12 protein-coding genes and 1 pseudogene are annotated in these 19,267 nt (G+C 71.7%); 3 read left to right on the plus strand and 10 right to left on the minus strand.

The window, feature by feature from the left end; all coding sequences use genetic code 11:
- Positions 1-19: 19 nt before the first annotated feature.
- A complete protein-coding gene (locus AC792_RS04105) occupies positions 20-1,537 on the minus strand; it encodes an MFS transporter (protein ID WP_082177391.1) in 1,518 nt (505 codons plus the stop codon).
- Positions 1,538-1,650: 113 nt separating this feature from the next.
- Between AC792_RS04105 and AC792_RS04110 the strand changes: the two genes are divergently transcribed.
- Positions 1,651-2,313 carry a TetR/AcrR family transcriptional regulator gene (locus AC792_RS04110; protein ID WP_082177404.1) on the plus strand — a complete coding sequence of 221 codons (663 nt, stop codon included), beginning with the start codon at positions 1,651-1,653 and terminating at the stop codon, positions 2,311-2,313.
- A gap of 146 nt (positions 2,314-2,459) precedes the next feature.
- On the opposite strand, the gene AC792_RS04120 is transcribed toward AC792_RS04110, so the two are convergent.
- From AC792_RS04120 to AC792_RS04155, 8 genes are all read right to left on the minus strand, one after another.
- Positions 2,460-3,938: a dynamin family protein gene (locus AC792_RS04120; protein ID WP_049829304.1), complete on the minus strand. Its 1,479-nt coding sequence runs from the start codon at positions 3,936-3,938 to the stop codon at positions 2,460-2,462.
- Positions 3,935-5,809, minus strand: a complete 1,875-nt coding sequence (locus tag AC792_RS04125; protein WP_049829305.1) for a dynamin family protein — start codon at positions 5,807-5,809, stop codon at positions 3,935-3,937. The genes AC792_RS04120 and AC792_RS04125 overlap by 4 nt, the downstream gene beginning before the upstream one ends.
- Before the next feature lie 125 nt (positions 5,810-5,934).
- Positions 5,935-7,647, minus strand: a complete 1,713-nt coding sequence (locus tag AC792_RS17885) for an IniB N-terminal domain-containing protein (RefSeq protein WP_200903358.1) — start codon at positions 7,645-7,647, stop codon at positions 5,935-5,937.
- Between the two features lie 167 nt (positions 7,648-7,814).
- Positions 7,815-11,816 carry an Hsp70 family protein gene (locus AC792_RS04135; RefSeq protein WP_326947686.1) on the minus strand — a complete coding sequence of 1,334 codons (4,002 nt, stop codon included), beginning with the start codon at positions 11,814-11,816 and terminating at the stop codon, positions 7,815-7,817.
- A gap of 248 nt (positions 11,817-12,064) precedes the next feature.
- Positions 12,065-13,885 (minus strand): ABC-F family ATP-binding cassette domain-containing protein, encoded by a 1,821-nt coding sequence (locus AC792_RS04140; protein ID WP_049829308.1) that lies wholly within the window; start codon positions 13,883-13,885, stop codon positions 12,065-12,067.
- Between the two features lie 51 nt (positions 13,886-13,936).
- Positions 13,937-14,908, minus strand: a complete 972-nt coding sequence (locus tag AC792_RS04145; RefSeq protein ID WP_049829309.1) for a 4-(cytidine 5'-diphospho)-2-C-methyl-D-erythritol kinase — start codon at positions 14,906-14,908, stop codon at positions 13,937-13,939.
- A gap of 10 nt (positions 14,909-14,918) precedes the next feature.
- Positions 14,919-15,812 carry a 16S rRNA (adenine(1518)-N(6)/adenine(1519)-N(6))-dimethyltransferase RsmA gene (gene rsmA / locus AC792_RS04150; RefSeq protein WP_049829310.1) on the minus strand — a complete coding sequence of 298 codons (894 nt, stop codon included), beginning with the start codon at positions 15,810-15,812 and terminating at the stop codon, positions 14,919-14,921.
- Between the two features lie 331 nt (positions 15,813-16,143).
- Complete coding sequence (locus tag AC792_RS04155; RefSeq protein ID WP_049829311.1) at positions 16,144-17,106, minus strand: TatD family hydrolase; 963 nt, start codon at positions 17,104-17,106, stop codon at positions 16,144-16,146.
- Between the two features lie 211 nt (positions 17,107-17,317).
- Here AC792_RS04155 and AC792_RS04160 point away from each other — a divergent pair, with 211 nt between their 5' ends.
- Positions 17,318-18,340: an AAA family ATPase gene (locus AC792_RS04160; RefSeq protein WP_049829312.1), complete on the plus strand. Its 1,023-nt coding sequence runs from the start codon at positions 17,318-17,320 to the stop codon at positions 18,338-18,340.
- 180 nt (positions 18,341-18,520) lie between these two features.
- On the opposite strand, the gene AC792_RS17465 is transcribed toward AC792_RS04160, so the two are convergent.
- On the minus strand, positions 18,521-18,697 hold the full coding sequence (locus AC792_RS17465) for a hypothetical protein (RefSeq protein WP_200903361.1): 177 nt from the start codon (positions 18,695-18,697) through the stop codon (positions 18,521-18,523).
- Positions 18,698-19,046: 349 nt separating this feature from the next.
- On the opposite strand from AC792_RS17465, the pseudogene AC792_RS18155 reads away from it, so the two are divergent.
- Positions 19,047-19,091, plus strand: a pseudogene (locus tag AC792_RS18155) (hypothetical protein); the annotation flags it as partial.
- Positions 19,092-19,267: the final 176 nt, after the last annotated feature.

The following is a 19,267-nucleotide window of genomic DNA, read 5'->3' on the forward strand; positions in this document are numbered from 1 at the left end:
GATGCCGGTGCCGGCATCGTCAGTCGTGTGCGCTCCCGGCGATCGAGAGGTCGTCGCCCCCCGCGGACTCCGCGTCCTGCCGGCGCCTGCGGTAGGACGGCGCGGCGAGGGCGGCCAGGAGTGCCAGCACCCCGATCCCGGCGGAGACCCAGAAGCCCGTGGTGAAGGCCTCGTCCGTCGGTGCGCCCTGAGCGGTGGTGTTCGACGAGATGAGCGCCGCGATGACCGCCGTGCCGATGCTGCTGCCGATGGTGCGGAGCACGGTGTTGGCGCTGATGGCCTCACCGGTCTGTGCCGCCGGGACGCTCTCCACGATCGCGTTCGACGTGGCGGCCAGCGCCATGCCGATCCCGACACCGGTGAGGATCCCCGAGAGGATGATCTGCCAGCTCTCCGAGTGGCTGATCGCCGGGATGAGGAAGGCCGCGATGACGGCGACGCCGCCGAGGATCATCGGGACCTTGGGGCCGATCCTGCGGATGAGGATCCCGGCCACGACCCCGGAGATGACCATCGCCACGACGGTGGGCAGCAGGTAGAGCCCCGCCTCGCTGACGGACTTGCCGAAGCCGTATCCCAGGGCGCTCGGGAGCTGGAGGAGCGGGGGCACCAGGACGAAGGTGCCGAACATGGCGAAGCCGAAGACCAGGGCCACGACGGGCGCCGTCCAGACCCCGCGGTGGCGGAAGAGCCGCAGATCGATCAGCGGGTCGGTGACCCGGAGCTCGACGAGCACGAACCCGACAAGCGTCAGGGCCCCGCCGACGAGCAGGCCGATGGTCCGCCCGTCAGCCCATCCCCAGGTCTGGCCCTCACTGATGGCCAGGAGCAGGGCCACCAGGCTGACGGAGAGGATCCCGGTGCCGAGCATGTCGAGGCGTCCGGGTGTGCGGACGGGGGACTCGGGCATGCCGAAGATGGCACCGAGGAGCGCGATCAGCACCAGGACGGCGGGAAGCCAGAACAGCCAGTGCCAGGACAGGTGCTCCACGATGGGGCCGGCGGCCACGATCCCCACCCCGGCGCCGATGCCGAAGATCGCCGAGAGCAGCCCGATGGTCACGCTCACCCGCTCCTGCGGGAGCTCGTCACGGACGATGCCGATGGACAGCGGCATCACCGCGCCCGCCGCACCCTGGAGGATGCGGGCGATGATCAGCACGGTGAGGTTGGGGGCGAGTGCCGCCAGGACGGTACCCACCAGCAGCAGGGCGAGCACGATGATGAGCACCTTGCGCTTACCGACCATGTCACCGAGCCGACCGAGGATCGGGGTGAGCACGGCCGCGGAGAGCAGGTAGGCGGTCAGGACCCAGCTCACGGCGCTGGTGGCCACGCCGAGATCCTGGCCGATGGTGCCCAGGGCTGGAGCGACGAGTGACTGCAGGACGGCGAAGGACAACCCACCCAGCGCCAGATACGCGATGAGGGCGCCGCCCCGGGAGGACTTCGCCGAGTGGCGGGGGCCGCCCGACCCCCCGGTCTCCCTGCTCACCGGTACGGATCCGGTTGCTGGATGGTGCATGGTGGTGGACATGGCGCTCCCTATGTAAACAGGCGATGACTTATTCAGAGTATAGAGTCGTCAGCAGGGAAATCATCAACTGTTGACTTATGGTCCACGTCACCTGGAAGCGAGGTCGGAAGGTCATGACCGACAGGACTGCAGCACCGCCCGGATCGACCGGGTGCGACGCCGCCGCCCCAGCGGATCCCGTCCGGTCCGGTCGGGATGCCGTCCGCACGCGCGGCGCCCTGGTGCGGGCGGCTCGCCGACGGTTCGCCACGGACGGGTACCGGGCGACGACGGTGCGTCGGATCGCCTCCGACGTCGGCGTCAACGTGGCACTGATCGGCCGGTACTTCGGGTCGAAGGAGGGGCTCTTCGAGGCGTGCATGAACCGTACCGCGGAGGAGCTGGGGACCGGCGGCCCGGCCCGGTCGAGCGCTGCCGAGGGGATCGACGGGACCATCGGGCGCCTGATCGCCCATGTGGTGGAAGCACCGAACGCCGATGATCCGCTCCAGCTCCTGCTGCTGCTGCGCTCGTCCGGGGACGAGAACGCCGACGCCATCCGGCGTCGGACCCTCCAGACCTTCACGGAGCGGCTGGCGGCGTCGGCCGGCTGGGACGCAGCCGATCCGGCGACGGCGGGACTGCTGCTGCGCGCCCAGATCGCCATCGCGACGATGCTCGGGCTGGTGATGCTGCGCACCTCGGTCGGCGCGCAACCGGCGGCATCCGCGACCATCGGCGATCTCGAGGAACCGCTCGGTGACCTCCTCAGGGGCCTTCTGGCACCCGACTCCTGACCTCCCGGGCCTCCATCCGCTCGATCGGCGCAGCGGAGAGGCGGATCCCCGGACAGTGGGAAGAGCCCTCGAACCGGACGATCGTGCCCTCGCCGTCGGGGAACACCCGCACCAGGCGGGCGGAGCGGTCCCGGGAGGCGGCTCGCCTAGGCATGGGCCCGGACCTGTGCCTCCTGCACGAGCTCCTCGCACGTGCGCACCACCACCGCACAGGCCTCCGCTGCCGTACGGGGGGTCAGCGGGTTCTCCGTGATGCCCCGCCAGCGGTACAGGTGCGCGAGCGCCGCCGCGCGGACGTCGTCCGGCGACGCGCCGTCGTCGAGCCCCAGCCGCACACCCTGCGCGACGCCGGACCCGCCGATCAGCCGCTCCACCTCCGCCGCCTGTGCGGGTGCCAGCGGCACCGTGCGCGAGCGCAGCGCCGAGAGCAGCCGCAGTTCGCGGATCTCGTGGGCACCGGTGTGGATCTTCTCGACGGACGTCAGCAGTCCGGTGCTGCCGTCCCGCGGATGACTGCGCACAAGTGCCTCCACGCCGGTCAGCGCGGTGCGTGCCCGCAGCTGCGCGGCGCGCTCCTGGAACTGCTGGCCCATGAGCAGCAGGAGCTGGTCCAGCCCGCTCCTGCGCGCCAGTTCCCGCGCCAGGTCGGAGGCGGTGTGCACACTGCCCTGGAGGAGGGCGCAGGCCAGGCGGATGCCGAACAGGCCGAACCGCTCCAGCAGTGCCGCCCGCGCCTCCTGGCCCACGTCCGGGGAGAACTCGATGCGGACGAAGCGGTCCGCGGAGAGCAGCAGGCCCTCGCGTGCGGTGCGGTCCACCGCGGCCAGCAGCGCCAGCGCGTGGTACTCCTCCTGGCGGAGGGTGCGTGCGGTCTGGGCCAGCAGCCCGGCGATCGGCACCACCTCGAGCGCCAGCGCCCGCAGGGAGGGGTCCGCGCGGTAGCGGTCGGCGATGCTCCCCGCGGAGATGAGCGAGTCGATGCGGCCCGCCCCCACCTCGTCCGCCCGCGAGAGCACGGCGAGCGCGTTCACGGTGCCGGAGGTCCCCGCGCTGGTGTCCCGGAACGCCTCGAGGAAGTCGAGGTCCGAGGCGTGCAGGTGCCGCATCAGGTACACCACGGCGTCGGCCTCCGACGGCGCGTCCTCCGGCGTGAGGAACGCCAGGCTCCGCTCCGAGACGTCCGAGGAGAGGGAGGCGATGCCCGGGGTGTCGATCAGGGTGAGGTGGCGCAGGCGCTCCGCCGGCCAGTCCACCACCAGGCGCCGCACCTCCTCGGCCCGCACGGACCCGAGCTCGAACTGCAGACGCCCGTCCACGCGACGCACGGGCAGGAGCACGGGCTCGCCCTCCAGCGGGTGCAGCGTGATGCGCGGGGTGGCGGCCCAACGGTACCAGGTGACGATCCGCGTGCACTCCCCCGTGTCCGTGGGGGCGATCTCCTCACCGATGATCGCGTTGAGCAGGGTGGACTTCCCGGCCTTCACCATGCCTGCCAAAGCCACGCGGAGGGGCTCGCGCAACCGCACGGCGTACGTCTCGAGCTCCGCGCTCACCTGCGGATCATCCGCGTAGACGGCCAGGGCGTCCTGCCCCAGGGTGGCGACGGCCTCACCGGTGCCGCTCATGCCCGGACCGCCGCGACCTCCGCCGCAGGGCCGGCGGGAGGCGCCGCGGGGGCGGGCGACGCCGGCAGCAGCGTCCGGGCCGCCCTGCGCAGGACGACGACGCCCCCGATCTGCGCCCTCAGCTCACGGATGCGCTGCCCGCGGCCCTGGGCCCGGGACGACGACGCCCGCTGGGCCGCCGACACGGAGTCCGAGAGGGAACGGTGGTGCTCCTCGGCGATCTCCGAGAAGTGGTCGCGGGTCTCCCGCTGGACCAGGCGCAGGCGGTCCTTGAGCTGCTTGCCCACCTGGAACACGACGTCGTCGATCTGGCGGCGCACCAGGTTCTTCGCCTCGCCCTGCCGGCGCTTCAGCCGCGCCTCCTTGTCCTCCTTGTAGGCCTTCCGGCCGAGGAGCAGCCCCGCGCCCACGGAGAGCGGGTTGATCAGCGACATCCCGATGATGCCGGTCAATAGGCCGAACATCAGCACCCCGCCGTAGGATCCGCGCATGCCGATCAGCACCTTGCCCGGCAGGCTCACCTTCCCGCGGTCGAGGTCGGCGACCTCCTCGACGGGCGCCAGCACGCCGTCGGTACCCGAGACCTGGAGCAGGGGCAGCGGCACGCCGTCCTTGGAGAACAGGCCCGCCACCTCCTCCGCCAGCCACTGTGCGCGCTCGTTGGTCCACACGAACGTGTCCGAGACGGCGGACGCCACACGCTGCTCCAGCCAGTCCGCGAACTGGTCCCACGTCTCCCCCGGATCGGCCGAGTCGATCGCGGCCTCCGCCTCGCGCTGGATCTTCCGCAGGCGGTCCCGGAGATCGTGCTCCATGTCCGAGATGAGATCGGACATGCCGTCGTTCAGCGAGGTCTGCCAGCGCGAGGACTTCCTGCGCTGCTGGTCCGCCCGCTCCTTGGTCTCCTCCAGCTCGGCCAGGAGGTTCTGCAGGCCCTCGGGGTTCTCCAGCGCGCTGAGCTCGGACTTCAGTGCGAGCTCCAGGTGATCCGCCGTGGAGAGCAGGTCCTGGGCCACGGACCGGCGCTGCAACGCCGCCGCCTTCCCCACGATCTCCTGCCGCAGGTACCGCACGAGCTCCGGGAAGCCGGACTCCTCGTTCAGCTCGGTGTCATTGGTCTTCGCGGCGTACAGCCGCAGATCCGAGGAGACCGGGATCAGCGGCGTGCCCGCGTTGCCACCCTGGTCCAGGTGCCCGCGGTCCAGCCCGGCCACGGTGCGCCACTGCGGGTAGAGATCGGTCTTGGAGAGCACGCAGGCCACGTTCGGCACGATCCGGGAGGCCTGCCTGAGGAAACGCAGCTCCGGCTCGGTGTACTCCTGGGAGGCGTCGGAGACCAGCAGCATGGCGTCCGCCGTGGGCAGCGCCGTCAGGGTGGTGAGGGCGTGCGCCGAGTCCAGGCCACCCACCCCGGGGGAATCGATCACGGACAGGCCGTTGGCCAGCATCTTCCGCGGCAGCCCCACCTCGGCCGAGGCGAGGCCCTGCACGTTGCCCGGGTTCTCCTTCTCGGAGACGTAGCGGGCGATCTCCTCGAGCGGGATCCGGCGCCGCTCCAGCTCCGGTGCGCCGTCCTCCCCCCGGGTGCCGCCCTCGCGCGGTGCCACCACGAAGGCCGACGCCGGGTCCCCGAAGCGCACCACGGTGGGCACGGAGGTGGCGATGTCGTCGTCCACGGGACACACCGGTGCGTTCACGAGAGCGTTGATGAGCTTGCTCTTGCCCTGCTTGAACTCACCCACCACGATCACGCGGACATCGGGGTCGGCGAGGCGCTCGAGGGTCTGGCGGAGCCGCTGCGAGAGGTCCGGGCGGTCGCCCACCGCCACCAGCTCGAGAGCCTTCTCCACCATTGCGACCAGTTCACCCATGCTGCATCCCCTCGGACCTCGTTGTGGAACGCGGAACGGCCCAACAGGAGATACTTCCCGTTGGGCCGGTCCGGTTCACCGTGCTACCGGTGGTGAGCCACCGGCACTGCGCTCACTGCTGGAACTCAGTGTCCTTCTTCGACGACGACCGTGGTCTCGTTGTCGGAGAGGACGTCCACCGTGTTGTCGAAGACGAGCGTGTTGTCGTCGATCGAAGTGTACTGCTCGTCGTAGTTGAACGAGTCGGTGACGACGACGTCGGTGTTCTCCGAGTAGTCCACGTACGAGTTGTCGGTGGAGTTGTCGGTGAGGGACTTGTCGTTGAACGAATCGGCGACGGCGACCGCCACATCGGTGTCCACGACGGTGTTCTCCACGACCGAGTTGTCGGAGTTGTCCGAGTTGTCGTTGAAGGAGTCCGCGACGTCCACGTTCGTGTTGATCGACTCGTCGACGAAGGACTCCTCGTTGAAGGAGTCGCTGACGGCGACGTCGATGTCGGCGTCCACCGAGTTGTCGGTGTTCGTCGAGTTGTCCACGTAGGACTCGTCCTTGAAGGAGTCGACGATCTCGACGTCGGCGTCCAGCGAGTTGTCGGTATTGAAGGAATCGGCGACGTCGACGTCGACGTCCGTGTTGATGGAGTTGTCCGAGTTGTCGGAGGCGTCCACGAACGAGGAGTTGTCGTTGCCCGAGTCGTTGACCGAGTTGTCGGCGTTCAGGGAGTCCTTGATGTCGACGGCCACGTTGGTGGAGTTGTTGCTGTTGTCCACGAACGAGGAGTTGTCCGAGTTGTCCGAGTTGTCGGCGTTCAGGGAATCGGTCACGTTCAGCGAGTCCGTGATGGCGACGTTCACCGAGTTGTCGGAGTTGTCGGAGTTGTCGCTGTTGTCCGAGTTGTCGTTGCCCGAGTTGGTGAGCGAGTTGTCCGAGTTGTCGTTCAGCGAGTCCGTGATCACGGTGTTGACCGAGTTGTTCGAGCTGTCGTTGCCCGAATTGGTGTTGGTCACGGAGTTGTCGGAGTTGTCCGAGTTGTCCACGAACGAGGAGTTGTCGGAGTAGTCGTTGCCGATGGCAACGCTTCCGTCGCCGCCCACGCTGACGTTGGTGGAGGCGTCGAGCGCGGTGTTCACGGAGTTGTCCACGGCCACGTCGCCGTTGGCGGCGACAGCGCCGTCGCCCGAGGCGACGAGGGAGTTGTTGTCGAACATCTGGCTGACGTCGCCGTTGGACCAGATGTTCTGGTTCACGGAGTTGTCCACGATGGTGTCGCGGTCGTCGATGGTGTTCGAGGTGTAGGAGAAGTTGTTGACGATGTGCAGCAGCTGCTGGATCGCGTTGCCGTTGTCGCCGTCGCCGACGCTGGGGCCGCCCGGGGTCGTGGGAGCGTCGTCGTCGCCGCCGGTGCTGGCGCCGCCGTTTCCGCCGCCCTCGTAGCCTGCGCCACCGTTCCCACCGTGGCCGCCTGCACCACCGTTACCGCCTGCGCCACCGTTGCCACCCTGACCGGGGGCACCGACGCTCGGGGCGCCCGGCGTGACGACGGGGGCGCCGACACTCGGGGCACCCGTGACGGGGGCGGTGACGACGGGGGCGCCGATGGTGTTGCCACCGGTGCTGTAGGCACGCTCGAAGGACGCGGCGACGGGGCCGGCGGCGCTGACGGGTGCGTAGTCGAGGACCACGGGGAGCACGGCGTCGACGTCGTCGGTGCAGACGCCGCCGAGGCCGGCTGCTTCGAGGGTGCCCTCGGGGTCGGCCATGAACGCGTTGGCGGCATCGGCGTCGCGGAAGAGGTTCATGAGGAATTCGAGGAGGCTGGTGGCCATGGTAGGCATGGGATGATCCTTTTTCTCTGGTGAGCGAAGGGTGGATCGCTCGGCGTCGTTGCCGGGCTTGGTTCAAACGTAAGCGTGCTGTCCACCCGCCGGCATCGGGGGTGCACCCCCTATCCGCCGGCACCCCGTTAGGGGTTCCGGGCGAACACCGTTAGGGGGTCACGGGGTCACGGGGTTGCGGAGGCCCGGGGGCCGGCCTCGCCCACGAGGACGCGGAGGCTCGCCAGGAGGTCCGAGCGCGTGGCCGCCCCGAGGCGCCGGCGGATCCGGGCCACATGGTGCTCCACGGTGCGCGGCGAGATGAACACCTCCTCGCTGATCTCGCGGTAGGTACGCCCCTGCACCACGAAGTGGGCTATCTCGCGCTCACGCTCGGTGAGGACGGCCCGCGGACCCGCGCCGTCGACGGCGGTGGAGCGCTGCTCCCGCCGCGCCGACGCCCGCTGGGTGCCGGTGCGCGGCTCGTGCCGCTGCTGCTCCGCGTGCGTGCCGGGTTCCAGGACGGGTGGGGTCTCCGTGGCCGTCAGCCCCTGCGTACCCCGGCCCGGGGTGACCCGGAGGTCCCGGGCGCAGGCCAGCAACCGCGTCATGTCCTTCCGGTCGGCGGCCTTCGCGGCGGCGTGCCCGGCCAGCCGGGCGCCGTCCCACGCGTACCCCACGGAGGCGAGATCACGGGCCGAGGCCTCCACGAGGTCCGGGTCGGCGTTCCCTCCGAGCACCGAGATCCACGCCTTGCCGGCCGCGGCGAGGATGCCCGCCAACGGGTAGGCCACCGCCCCGCGGACCAGGGCCGCGGCGTGGGGCGCCAGGCGGGCGGGGCGTTCGAGCAGCAGCTCGGCCTGCACGGCGGACCAGCGCAGGGGCACGGACCAGAGCACGGGGTGACCGAGACGCTCGAGCAGCGCCCATGCCTCCTCGATGTGCGGCTGGAGCGTCTCCAGGGTCTTCAGGCGTGCGGCGGTGATGAGCAGCTCGCCGAGGGGCAGCAGCGTGAAGAGGTCCACGGACACGTGCAGCAGCGCCTCGCTGGCCCGCTGCCATGCCTGCACCTGGGCGCTCGTGTTCCCGGAGCGACGCGCCAGGCCCACGTGGAGTGCCTGCATCAGCAGTTCGTCCCGCGGCACGAGGGAGGGGACTGCCGACCGCGCCTGCTCGATGAACTCCAGTGCGGCGTCGTTCTCGTCCTGCAGCATGGCGGCCCAGGCGGCGATCAGGCACAGGCGCGGCCGTGCACTGCCCGTACCCTGGTGGCCCTCGAGTGCCTTGGTGGCCACGCTGCGGGCGGTCTCGGGTGTTCCCGCGAGGATGGCCACGAACGCGGCGAAGGCGGCCGGCGACTCCGTGCTCGGCAGGAGACGGCCGGAGGCGGTGAGGGTGTCCGAGGAGCGGATGAGGATGGGGAGGGCGTGGTGCGGCAGGGCATCCAGCGAGGCCAGGGCACCCTCGGCCAGCAACCGGGACGCGACGGCGGCGAGCGCCGGTGAGGCGGTGGCGGCCGATTCGCGGGCCTGGGCGCGGGCTCCCCCGAGGGCGCCGGCGGCCAGGAGGGCCACGACGGCGAGCGGTTCGGTGCTCCCGGGGTGCTGTTCGGCGGCCCAGCGGTACATGTCCGCTGCCCGCGACATCATGCCGCGCTGTGCCCAGACCGCGGAGGAGACCCGCACAGCCCTGCGGAACCCGGGCAGTCCGCTGCCCGGCACGTCCGGGGAGAACGGTGTGGCGGGTGGGGCTGCGAAGTAGTCGTCGAGGATGCGGCCGGCGGTGTCCAGCTCGCCCTGGGCGGCGGCGGCCTCGGCACGGGCCGGTGCCGTGGCGGTCGTGTCCGCTCCGGCGAGGAGGGCGAGGTCGAGGAGTTCGAGTGCCCGTGCGGGGTCCTCGGTGAGGGAGGCGGAGGCCTCCTGCTCGAGGACCCGGACGAGCCGCTCGTCCCGCACGCCGTCCGCGGCGAACCGGTGCGCGAGCTCCCCCAGGGGGATCCGGTTCTCGAAGTACTCGTCCAAGAGGGCCCGCTGCATCCTCCGGAGGTCGAAGGCGTCCGCGGCCAGGAGCACGGCATCGTGCACCTCCGGGAGCGGGCGGGCGTCCGCTCCGAGGAACCCGGCCTGCCGGGCCCGCTGCACGAGTGCGGGAAGCGGCTCACCGGCGGCGTGGGCCAGCGGTGGCAGCTGCCCCGGGATGCGGAAGCCGACGCTGAGTGCGAGCAGCACCTCGTGCAGGGCGGCGTCCTCGACGGCGAGCCGCGCCACGGCGATGTGCGGTACCACGAGGGCCGAGGGGCCGGGGTGCACGGGTGTCATCACCGACCCTCCTCGGGTGTGCTCGTGGCGCGCTGGCCGGTGGGAGTGGGGTCCTGGCCGGGTGCGGAGGGCGTGACGGTACCGCCGTCCCCTCCCTGCGGCGTGGGTGCCGGGGACCGGCGTGCTCGGGACCGGCGTGCTCGGGGTCGGCGTGCCGGGGGCGGGCGTCGTCGGACCCGGGACGGCGGCGGACCCGTCGGCACCGGACGGGGTGCGGGACGGCGTGGGTGACGGGCGGCCCTCCTCGGTGGCGGACGGCTCGGAGCTCGCCGAGGGGGACTTCGAGGAGCTCGGGCGCGCGGAGGACCCGCGCCCGCCGCTCTTCGTGGCCTCGTCGGCGTCCTCGCCGTCCTCGGCGCTGCCGGACCGTGACCGCTCGGAGTCCTTGCCCGATTTCTCGGCCGGGGTCCTGCCCGATCTCTCCGCCGTGTCCGGGGTGTCCTCCTCGGAGTCCTTGCCGCCGGGAGCCGCGTCCGCGGAGTCCTCACCTGCGGCGGAGCCGTCCGCGGGATCGTCACCAGCCGGGGTCTCCCCCGCAGCGGATGCGGCGTCGTCGTCGGACGCGTCCGTGCTCGAGGCCGGTGCGCCGGATCGGGTGTCGCCCTGCTCCGCGGCCTCCGCCTGCTGGTCGGTGCCTCCCGTGAAGATCGCCAGGGGCGAGGACGTCCCGGCAGCCGAGGCACCGGCCACCCCGATGAGGGCCACGGCGCCCACCAGCAGCGCCACGCGCAGGCCCAGCCTCCGGTTGGTGGACATGGCCTCGGGGCCGTGGTGCGGGGCGGAGCTCGAGGGAGCGAAGCCATGGGGCGTGACACCGTGCTGTGCGGTGACGGCGTCCGCTGTACCGGCCGGCTCCGCGTCCGCGAGCGGGGCGGGGTCCTCGGTGAGGGCGGCCGTGGCGAACGCGGCGCCGAGGGCGATCGAGGCCTTGGGGTCGGCATCCACGGCCAGGGGCCGCTCGAACTCGTCGGAGAGCAGCTGGGCCACCAGCGGGATGCGGGAGGACCCACCGATCAACAGGATCGCCGAGAGCTCCTGCGGCTCCACCCCGGCAGCGGCCAGGGCGGAGGCGAGCACCTCGACGGTGTCCCGGAGGTCCTGCTCGATCATGGCCTCGAACTCGGAGCGCACCAGGCGCACCTGCTCGTGGGCGCCGGGCAGGTAGACGCCGATGGTGGTGTCGGCGTCGGTGGAGAGGGCCTCCTTGGCCTCCGCGCACTCCCTGCGGAGCCGGGCGAGCCCGGACAGGGCGTCGGGCTCGGAGGGGTCCAGCGCCGCGAAGACCTCGGGCAGGCTCTCCACCACGTGGCCGAACACCGCCTGGTCGAAATCCGCGCCGCCCAGCCGCTCGAGCCCGGCCGGGTTCCCGAGCACGGCGAAGGACTCGGAATCGGCCTTCCGGAGCACGGTGGCGTCGAAGGTACCGCCCCCGAGGTCGTACACCGCGAGGGTGCTGCCCGCGGCCACGCGCTGCGAGGAGGCGTAGGAGAGGGCGGCGGCCTCGGGCTCCGTGATCAGCATGATCCCGGTGATGCCCACCCCTGCCACGGCGCGCCGCACGGATTCGAGTTTGTGGCCGCCCCACTCGGCGGGGTGGGTGAGGGTGATGGACGTGGGCGCGGCGCCCTCGCGCTCCTCGGCGAGATCCACCACGTGGCGCACCATGGTGGCGTAGAGGTCCTCGGCGAGGACGGAGAGCTCCCCCATGACCAGGGGCACGCTGTCGCCGATGCGCCGCTTGAACTCACGGGCCATCCGCTCGGGGTGGGCGAGGCCGCGCCGCTCGGCCGCCTCACCGACCACGCTGACGCCGTCGGTGCCGAGGAAGACCACCGAGGGGATCGAGGGCGCCCGCAGTCCCAGGGTGAGCACCTGCGGTGCCTCCCCGTCGCGAACGATGGCCGCAGCCGTGTAACTCGTTCCTACATCGACACTGATGCCGTAGGACATATTCCCCCCGAAAACCGCTTGCTGATGACCTATCGCTTTCAGCCAATCGGGTTGCGGTGGGGCTCACAAGAGTGGAGGGGGCGGACCCACTACGTGATGTCTGGAGCCACTACTCAGGTGAGTGGAAAAAACTACGTACTACCTACTGATACCGGGAAATCGGTGCGCGGCTACTCGCCCAGGACGTCCGCGGCCTCCATCCACTGCACCTCGAGCTCCTCGATCTCCGCCTGCAGTTCCCGCAGCCGGGCATCCAGCTCCGCGATGTGCGCGAAGTCGGCGTCCGCCCTGGCGCCGGCCTCGCTCATCTGCTGCTGCAGCTTGCCCTTCTGGGCGTCCACCTTGCTGATCTGCCGCTCGATCCGCGCCAGGTCCTTCCGCGCCTGCCGGAGCTCGGCCTCGGAGGACGTCCCCGCGGAACCACCGCTCACGGCGGGGGACGCAGCACTGCCGGTGGCCGTCAGCGGGCCGGCGGCGCTGCGCAGCTCCAGGTACTGGTCCACACCACCGGGCAGATCCCGCAGGTGCCCGTCGCCGAGCAGCGCCATCTGCGTGTCCGTGACCCGCTCCAGCAGGTAGCGGTCGTGGGACACCACCACGAGCGTGCCCGGCCAGCCGTCCAGCACGTCCTCGATCGCCGAGAGCGTGTCCGTGTCCAGGTCGTTGGTGGGCTCGTCCAGCATCAGCACGTTCGGCTCGCCCACCAGCAGGCGCAGCAGCTGCAGCCGGCGGCGCTCGCCACCGGAGAGCTCACTCACGCGGGTCCACTGCTTCTCGTTGGTGAAGCCGAGCTGCTCCACGAGCTGGCTCGCGGAGACCTCCTTGCCGCCCACGGCGAACACGCGCTTCTCCGACTCGATGACCTCGATCACTCGGCTGCTGCTGACGTCGTCGAGCTCGCGCACCTCCTGCGAGAGCACGGCCGTCTGCACGGTCTTGCCCCGCTTGAGCTTGCCGCCCGTGGGGGCGATCTCGCCGTTGAGGAGCTTCAGCAGGGTGGTCTTGCCGGAGCCGTTCACGCCGACCAGCCCGAGCCGCTGACCCGGTGCCAGGCGCAGCGTGATCCTGTCGAAGAGCTGCCGGTCCGCGCCCTCGCCGTCCGTGATGCCGAGGCTGACGTCCTCGAGGTCCAGGACGTCCTTGCCGAGGCGTGACATGGCCATCTTGCTCAGCGCCAGCGAGTCCCGCGGCTCGGGAACGTCCGCGATGAGGTCGTTGGCCGCCTCGATGCGGAACTTCGGCTTGGCCGTGCGGGCGGGGGCGCCGCGGCGCAGCCAGGCGAGTTCCTTCTTCACCAGCTGCACGCGCTTGGACTCCACCACCGAGGCCATGCGGTCGCGCTCGGCGCGGGCCAGCACGTAGGCGGCGTACCCGCCGTCGAAGTCGTCGACGACGGCGTCGTGCACCTCCCAGGTGTGGTTGCAGATCTCGTCGAGGAACCAGCGGTCGTGGGTGACCACGAGGAGCCCGCCCTCGGTGGGGCGCCAGCGCTGCTTCAGGTGGCGCGCGAGCCAGGCCACGCCCTCCACGTCGAGGTGGTTGGTGGGCTCGTCGAGCATGATGACGTCGTCGTCGCCGATGAGGAGCTTCGCGAGCGCCACGCGGCGCTTCTGCCCACCCGAGAGGGAGGAGACCTTCGCGTGCCAGTCCACCTCGGAGACCAGCCCGCCCATCACGTCGCGGATCTTCGGGTTGGACGCCCACTCGTGGTCCGCCTGGTCCCCCACGATCGCCGTGCCCACCTCGAGCTCGCCGTCGAGCACGTCCGACTGGTCCAGGTAGCCCACCGAGACGTCGCGCCGCTTGGTGACGCGCCCCGAGTCGGGGGTGCTGCGCTGGGCCAGCAGGCGCATGAGGGTGGACTTGCCGTCACCGTTGCGCCCCACCATGCCGATGCGGTCGCCGTCCTCGAGGCCGAGGGACACGTTGTCCAGGATGGTGCGGGTGACGTAGGCGACGCTGAGGCTTTCGGCGCCGAGGAGGTGTGCCAAGGAGAAACTGCTTTCGGTCGGAACGGGAGGTTCGCGGGAGGAGCGGGTCGGTCAGGCCGCGCGGTCGGTGACGATCCGTGCACCATGCGCGGGTCCGGACACCGAGAGCGCCTGCCGGCCGCGGGCGGCGAGGTGGGCTTCCACCTCGGCCGCGTGGCCGGAACTCTTGGTGAGGAGGGCCACGGTGGGGCCCGAACCGGACACGATGCCCGCGAGCGCACCGGCGTCGCTCCCCTCCTCGAGGATATCGCCCAGGCCGGGCGCGAGGTCCAGGGCGGGCTGCTGGAGATCGTTGTGCAGCAGGGGTGCGAGCCCCAGCGCGTCACCGGCGCGCATCGCCCCGAGGATCGCCGGGTCGATCCCGGGCTGCGGGTCCGGCTCCACGCCGTCGCGCAGGCGGAGCTCGTCCAGCCTCCGGTACACCTCGGGGGTGGAGAGCCCGTAGTCGGAGGTCACGAGCACCCAGTGGAGGGGGGTCTTGGAGATGGCGGGCGTGAGCTGCTCGCCCACCCCGAGGCCGACGGCGGTGCCCCCGAGCAGCGCGAACGGCACGTCCGCGCCGAGGTCCACGGCGATCTTCGCGAGCTCGTCGCGGGAGAAGCCGCTGCCCCACAGGGCGTCGCACGCGAGCAGGGCCGCCGCGGCGTCCGCGGACCCCCCGCCCATGCCGCCGGCGATCGGTACGCGCTTGGTGATGTCCAGGTGCACCCCGGTGCTCCCCGGACTGACCTCCGCCAGCAGCGCGGCAGCCCGGACGGCGAGGTTGGTGCTGTCCAGGGGGATGGACCCGGCGGGCAGGTTCAGGGTGCCCTGGCCGTTCACGGTGACCGTGATCTCCTCCCCCGGGGTCCGGGTGACGGTGACCTCCTCGTAGAGGGACACCGCGAGGAACACGCTGGCGATGCCGTGGTACCCGTCCTCGCGGGGCGGGCCCACCCGGAGCGAGACGTTGATCTTCCCGGGGGCGCGTACGCGCGCGGAGCGGGCGCCGGAGCGCATGTCGACTGTTCTGCCCGGGACCATGGTTCCCAACCTAGTTCACGGCGCCGACGTCCGCCGCTTCCCGCCGGGCCTCCGCGATCCGGGCGAACGCCGTGATGTCGAGGACCTCGCCGCGCGCCGAGGGATCCACCCCCGCCGCCCGGAGCGCCTGCTCCGCGAGCACCGGTGTGCCAGCCCAGCCGGCGAGCGCGGCCCGCAGGGTCTTCCGCCGCTGGGCGAAGGCGGCGTCGACCACGGCGAACACCTCCTGCCGCGTGGCGGTGGTGACCGGTGGTTCCCGCCGCGTGAAGCGCACCAGCCCCGAGGCGATCTTCGGCGCCGGCCAGAACACGTTCATGCCCACCATTCCGGCCTTGCCCATGCTGGAGTACCAGGCCGCCTTCACGGACGGCACGCCGTAGGTCCTCGATCCGGGAGGGGCCGCGAGGCGGTCCGCCACCTCGTCCTGCACCATCACCAGCCCGCGCTGCAGGGAGGGGAAGCGCTCCAGGAGGTTCAGCACCACGGGTACGGCCACGTTGTACGGGAGGTTGGCCACCAGGGCGGTGGGGGCGTGCGGCAGTTCGGTGACGCGCAGGGCGTCCTCGAGGACGACGTCGAGCGCTGCTGCGCGCTCCGGGCGCCACCTCGCCACGGTGTCGGGGAGCCTCGCGGCCAGCACGGGATCGATCTCCACGGCCACCACGCGCTCGGCGGCGTCGAGCAGGCCGAGGGTGAGGGAGCCGAGGCCCGGGCCCACCTCCAGCACGGTCTCGTGCTCCCCGAGCTGGGCGGCGCCCACGATCCGGCGGATGGTGTTGCCGTCGATCACGAAGTTCTGGCCGAGGGTCTTGGTGGGGCGGATGTCCAGCTCCGCCGCGAGCCGCCGGATGTCGGCGGCTCCCAGGAGGGGTGCGGGCCGGTCTGCGGCGGGGGGCTGAGTCACCCTGCCATGATATCCGTCCGCGACCGGGAACCGGCCCGGCCCCGGGGCCGACGGCGGGGACCGGGGACCCTGGTCTCAGAAGGGTCCCCGACGCCGCCGGCCCACTGGGGTTGCATCCCTGCTGGGGAGGGAGCCGCCGGACGTACCGCCTGCTTCCGGTCTCAAGAGAAGGGCGGTACTGGAGGCGCGGTGGCAGCGGCACGATGGCGGGCCTGCCGCGCTCTCCTGGGCCCAACACTACGAAGGACGAGCGGCCCGGGCACGAGTGCGCTCCACCCGAGTTCCTCCCGGGACTACTCGGATGCCGCACCCGCCCTACGTGGCCGGTTCTTCAGTCCCAGCTGCCGTAGACGGCCTCGGTGTTGGCGGTGAGCCGGGCGCAGAGGGCGTCCAGCCCCGTGTCGAGGACGTCCGCCATGCTGCGCACGGTGTACGGGACGAGGTACGAGGCGTTGGGCCGCCCGCGGTGCGGTTCCGGTGTCAGGAACGGGGCGTCCGTCTCCGTCAGCACCAGGGCGGGATCCGCCACCAGCAATGCCTCCCGCAGCCCCGCGGCGTTCTTGAAGGTCACGGTGCCCGCGAAGGACATGTACCAGCCGTTCTCGTTGCAGATCCGCGCCAGCTCCGCGTCACCCGAGAAGCAGTGCAGCACCACGCGCTCCGGGGGGCCGTCCGCCAGCAGGGTGGCCACGACGTCGTCGTGCGCCTCGCGGTCGTGGATCTGCAGCGCCTTGCCGAGGCGCTTGGCGATGTCGATGTGGCTGCGGAAGGACCTCAGCTGCTCCCCCCGGCCGCCCTCCCCGGTGCGGAAGTAGTCCAGACCGGTCTCCCCGAGCGCACGGATGCGGGGGCCCGCGGCGAGCTGCTCGATCTCCGCGAGGGCGTCGTCGAGCCCTCCCGCCTCCGCCAGCAGGGGCGCGTCGTTGGGGTGCAGCGCCACCGCACCGAGCAGGCGGGAATCCTGCTCCACCGCCTCCGCGGTGAAGCGGGAGGAGGCGAGGTCCGTGCCCACCTGCACGGCCCCGCGCACACCGGCGGCCTCCGCGGCGTCCAGTGCCTGGTGGACCGTCACGCCCACCGGACCCTCACGGAAGTCGAAGTGCGTGTGGTTGTCGATCACCGGGACGGGCAGGGGCTCGGGGAACGGCGGGTAGCCGCCCTTGCGGCTGCGCGGGGCCGGCTGCGCGTCGTCGTCGGTGAGGGCGGTGGAACCCGTGGGGTCCGGGGCGCGGTAGGCGGGCGGGGTCTCGCCGGGCGCGTAGGGGTGGGCGGAGGAGGCTGCACTGGTGCACATGCCCCCACCCTAGTTGCGGCGCCACCGCCACCTCGTTGCTCCACGGAACTTATCCCCCGGCACGCCAGTTGACCTAGTACTCTGTTCAATCAGTCAGCCCGGTTCCTTGTGCCCGCGCGCCGGGGGAACCGCGGCGGTTTCCTGTGGGGGTGTGCCTGCGGTCGTCGAGACCGCGCGGTCCTCCCCTGCAGCCCTCGCACGGAAGGTTCCCATGGACGTCCAGCACAACACCGCCGAACCCCTCCAGGACCAGCGGAGGGCAGCAGCGGACCCGGAGGTGCCGGGGGCCGACTTCCACCGGATCAGCACCCGCATCCTCGACGCCGTGAACACCGTGATCGACGGCAAGCCGGAGGCCGGCCGGCTGGCCCTCACCGTGCTCCTGGCCCAGGGCCACCTGCTCCTCGAGGACGTCCCCGGCGTGGGGAAGACCATGCTCGCCAAGACCCTGGCCCGCACCATCGACTGCACGGTGAACCGCATCCAGTTCACCCCGGACCTCCTGCCCTCGGACGTCACCGGGGTGTCCATCTTCAACCAGGACTCCCGGCGCTTCGAGTTCCGCCCCGGCCCGGTGTTCGCGAACATCGTGATCGGCGACGAGATCAACCGTGCCTCCGCCAAGACGCAGTCCTCCCTGCTCGAGTGCATGGAGGAGCACCAGGTGACGGTGGACGGCCGCACCCATGCCCTCGGCGAACCGTTCATGGTGGTGGCCACCCAGAACCCGATCGAGATGGAGGGCACCTACCCGCTGCCCGAGGCCCAGCGTGACAGGTTCATGGCGCGGATCTCCATGGGGTACCCCGATGCCCGGGCGGAGGCGGCGATGCTCGAGACCCACCAGTCCGTCTCACCGCTCGAGGCCGTGCGCCCCGTGGCGAGCGCGGGGGACATCGCCGCCATGCTGCGGCAGGTGCGCGGTGTCTACGTGGCCCCGGCCGTGAAGGAGTACACCGTGGCGATCGGCCGGGCCACCCGCGAGCACCCGCGGCTGCGGCTCGGCGCCAGCCCGCGGTCCCTGCTGCACCTCCTGCGGGCCGCGAAGGCGGGCGCCGCGCTCGAGGGCCGGGACTTCGTGCTCCCGGACGACGTCGCGAACATCTCCGACGCCGTCCTGGCCCACCGGCTGCTGCTGGACCGCAAGGCCGCCAGCGCCGGGGAGACGGCGTCGAGCATCGTCCAGGACATCCTGGACCGTGTGCCGGTGGCCCGTGAGGGGCAGCGGCGCTGAGCCCGCAGGGCCTTCCGGCACCCGACGTTCCCTGCTCCCCCTCCTTCTACGTGGCGGACATCTGATGGCTCTTCTCGACCGGTTACCCTCGCGCCTGCTCACCGTGCGCGGCTGGGGTTTCGTCCTCACCGCCGTGGCCGCGCTCCTGGCCGCGCAGGTGCTCGGCCGGCGGGACCTGCTCTACGTGGGGGTGCTGCTGCTGGTGCTGCCGCTGGCCTCGGTCCTGGTGCTCCGGATCGTCAAGCCCCGCTTCTCCGTGGGCCGGCGCTTCTCCCCGCAGTCCATGGAGACCGGCTCCACCACCACCGTGACGCTCTCCCTCACGGCGTCCGTGGCCGGAGGCGCGAGCCTCGCCATGGAGGAGCAGCTGCCCCCGCGCTTCGGCCAGGCGCCGCAGTTCTCCTACCCGTCGCGGAACCCCACCCCCGACGGCGTGTCCCTGTACGAGTACCGGCTGCGCTCCGGCTCGCGCGGGATGTACGAGATCGGCCCGGCCACCGCCGAGTTCACCGCCCCCTTCGGGCTCGGCAAGTCCCGCCACGTGCTCGGCGGTACGGACGCCCTCGTGGTCACGCCGGCGCCCCTGGAGCTGCTGGCCTCTCCGCTCTCGGGATCCCGTGGCAGCGACGGCACGGCCGCGACGCACCGGCAGGCGAACCCGAGCGACGACGACGTCATGACGCGCGAGTACCGGCACGGCGACTCCATGCGCCGGGTGCACTGGGCGGCCACCGCCCGCCACAGCGAACTGATGGTGCGGCAGGAGGAATCGGTGACCACCCCGCAGGCCACCCTCCTCATGGACCAGCGGCACGCCAGCTTCAGCACCGGGTTCTCCGCCGCGTTCGGCCCGGACGGCGCGAGCACCGACGGGCTGCTCAGCTCCCCCACCTTCGAATGGGCCGTGACCGCGGTGATGTCCGTCAG

The sequence above is a fragment of the Arthrobacter sp. RIT-PI-e genome (assembly GCF_001187915.1).
Taxonomy (GTDB): Bacteria; Actinomycetota; Actinomycetes; order Actinomycetales; family Micrococcaceae; genus Arthrobacter_D.

Bases quoted from the DNA above. Each gene is read 5' to 3' on its own strand.
- AC792_RS04105 (WP_082177391.1), bottom strand. From the start codon at position 1,537: ATGTCCACCACCATGCACCATCCAGCAACCGGATCCGTACCGGTGAGC.
- AC792_RS04110 (WP_082177404.1), top strand. From the start codon at position 1,651: ATGACCGACAGGACTGCAGCACCGCCCGGATCGACCGGGTGCGACGCC.
- AC792_RS04120 (WP_049829304.1), bottom strand. From the start codon at position 3,938: ATGAGCGGCACCGGTGAGGCCGTCGCCACCCTGGGGCAGGACGCCCTG.
- AC792_RS04125 (WP_049829305.1), bottom strand. From the start codon at position 5,809: ATGGGTGAACTGGTCGCAATGGTGGAGAAGGCTCTCGAGCTGGTGGCG.
- AC792_RS17885 (WP_200903358.1), bottom strand. From the start codon at position 7,647: ATGCCTACCATGGCCACCAGCCTCCTCGAATTCCTCATGAACCTCTTC.
- AC792_RS04145 (WP_049829309.1), bottom strand. From the start codon at position 14,908: ATGGTCCCGGGCAGAACAGTCGACATGCGCTCCGGCGCCCGCTCCGCG.
- AC792_RS04155 (WP_049829311.1), bottom strand. From the start codon at position 17,106: ATGTGCACCAGTGCAGCCTCCTCCGCCCACCCCTACGCGCCCGGCGAG.
- AC792_RS04160 (WP_049829312.1), top strand. From the start codon at position 17,318: ATGGACGTCCAGCACAACACCGCCGAACCCCTCCAGGACCAGCGGAGG.
- AC792_RS17465 (WP_200903361.1), bottom strand. From the start codon at position 18,697: ATGGCGAGGCTCGCGCCTCCGGCCACGGACGCCGTGAGGGAGAGCGTC.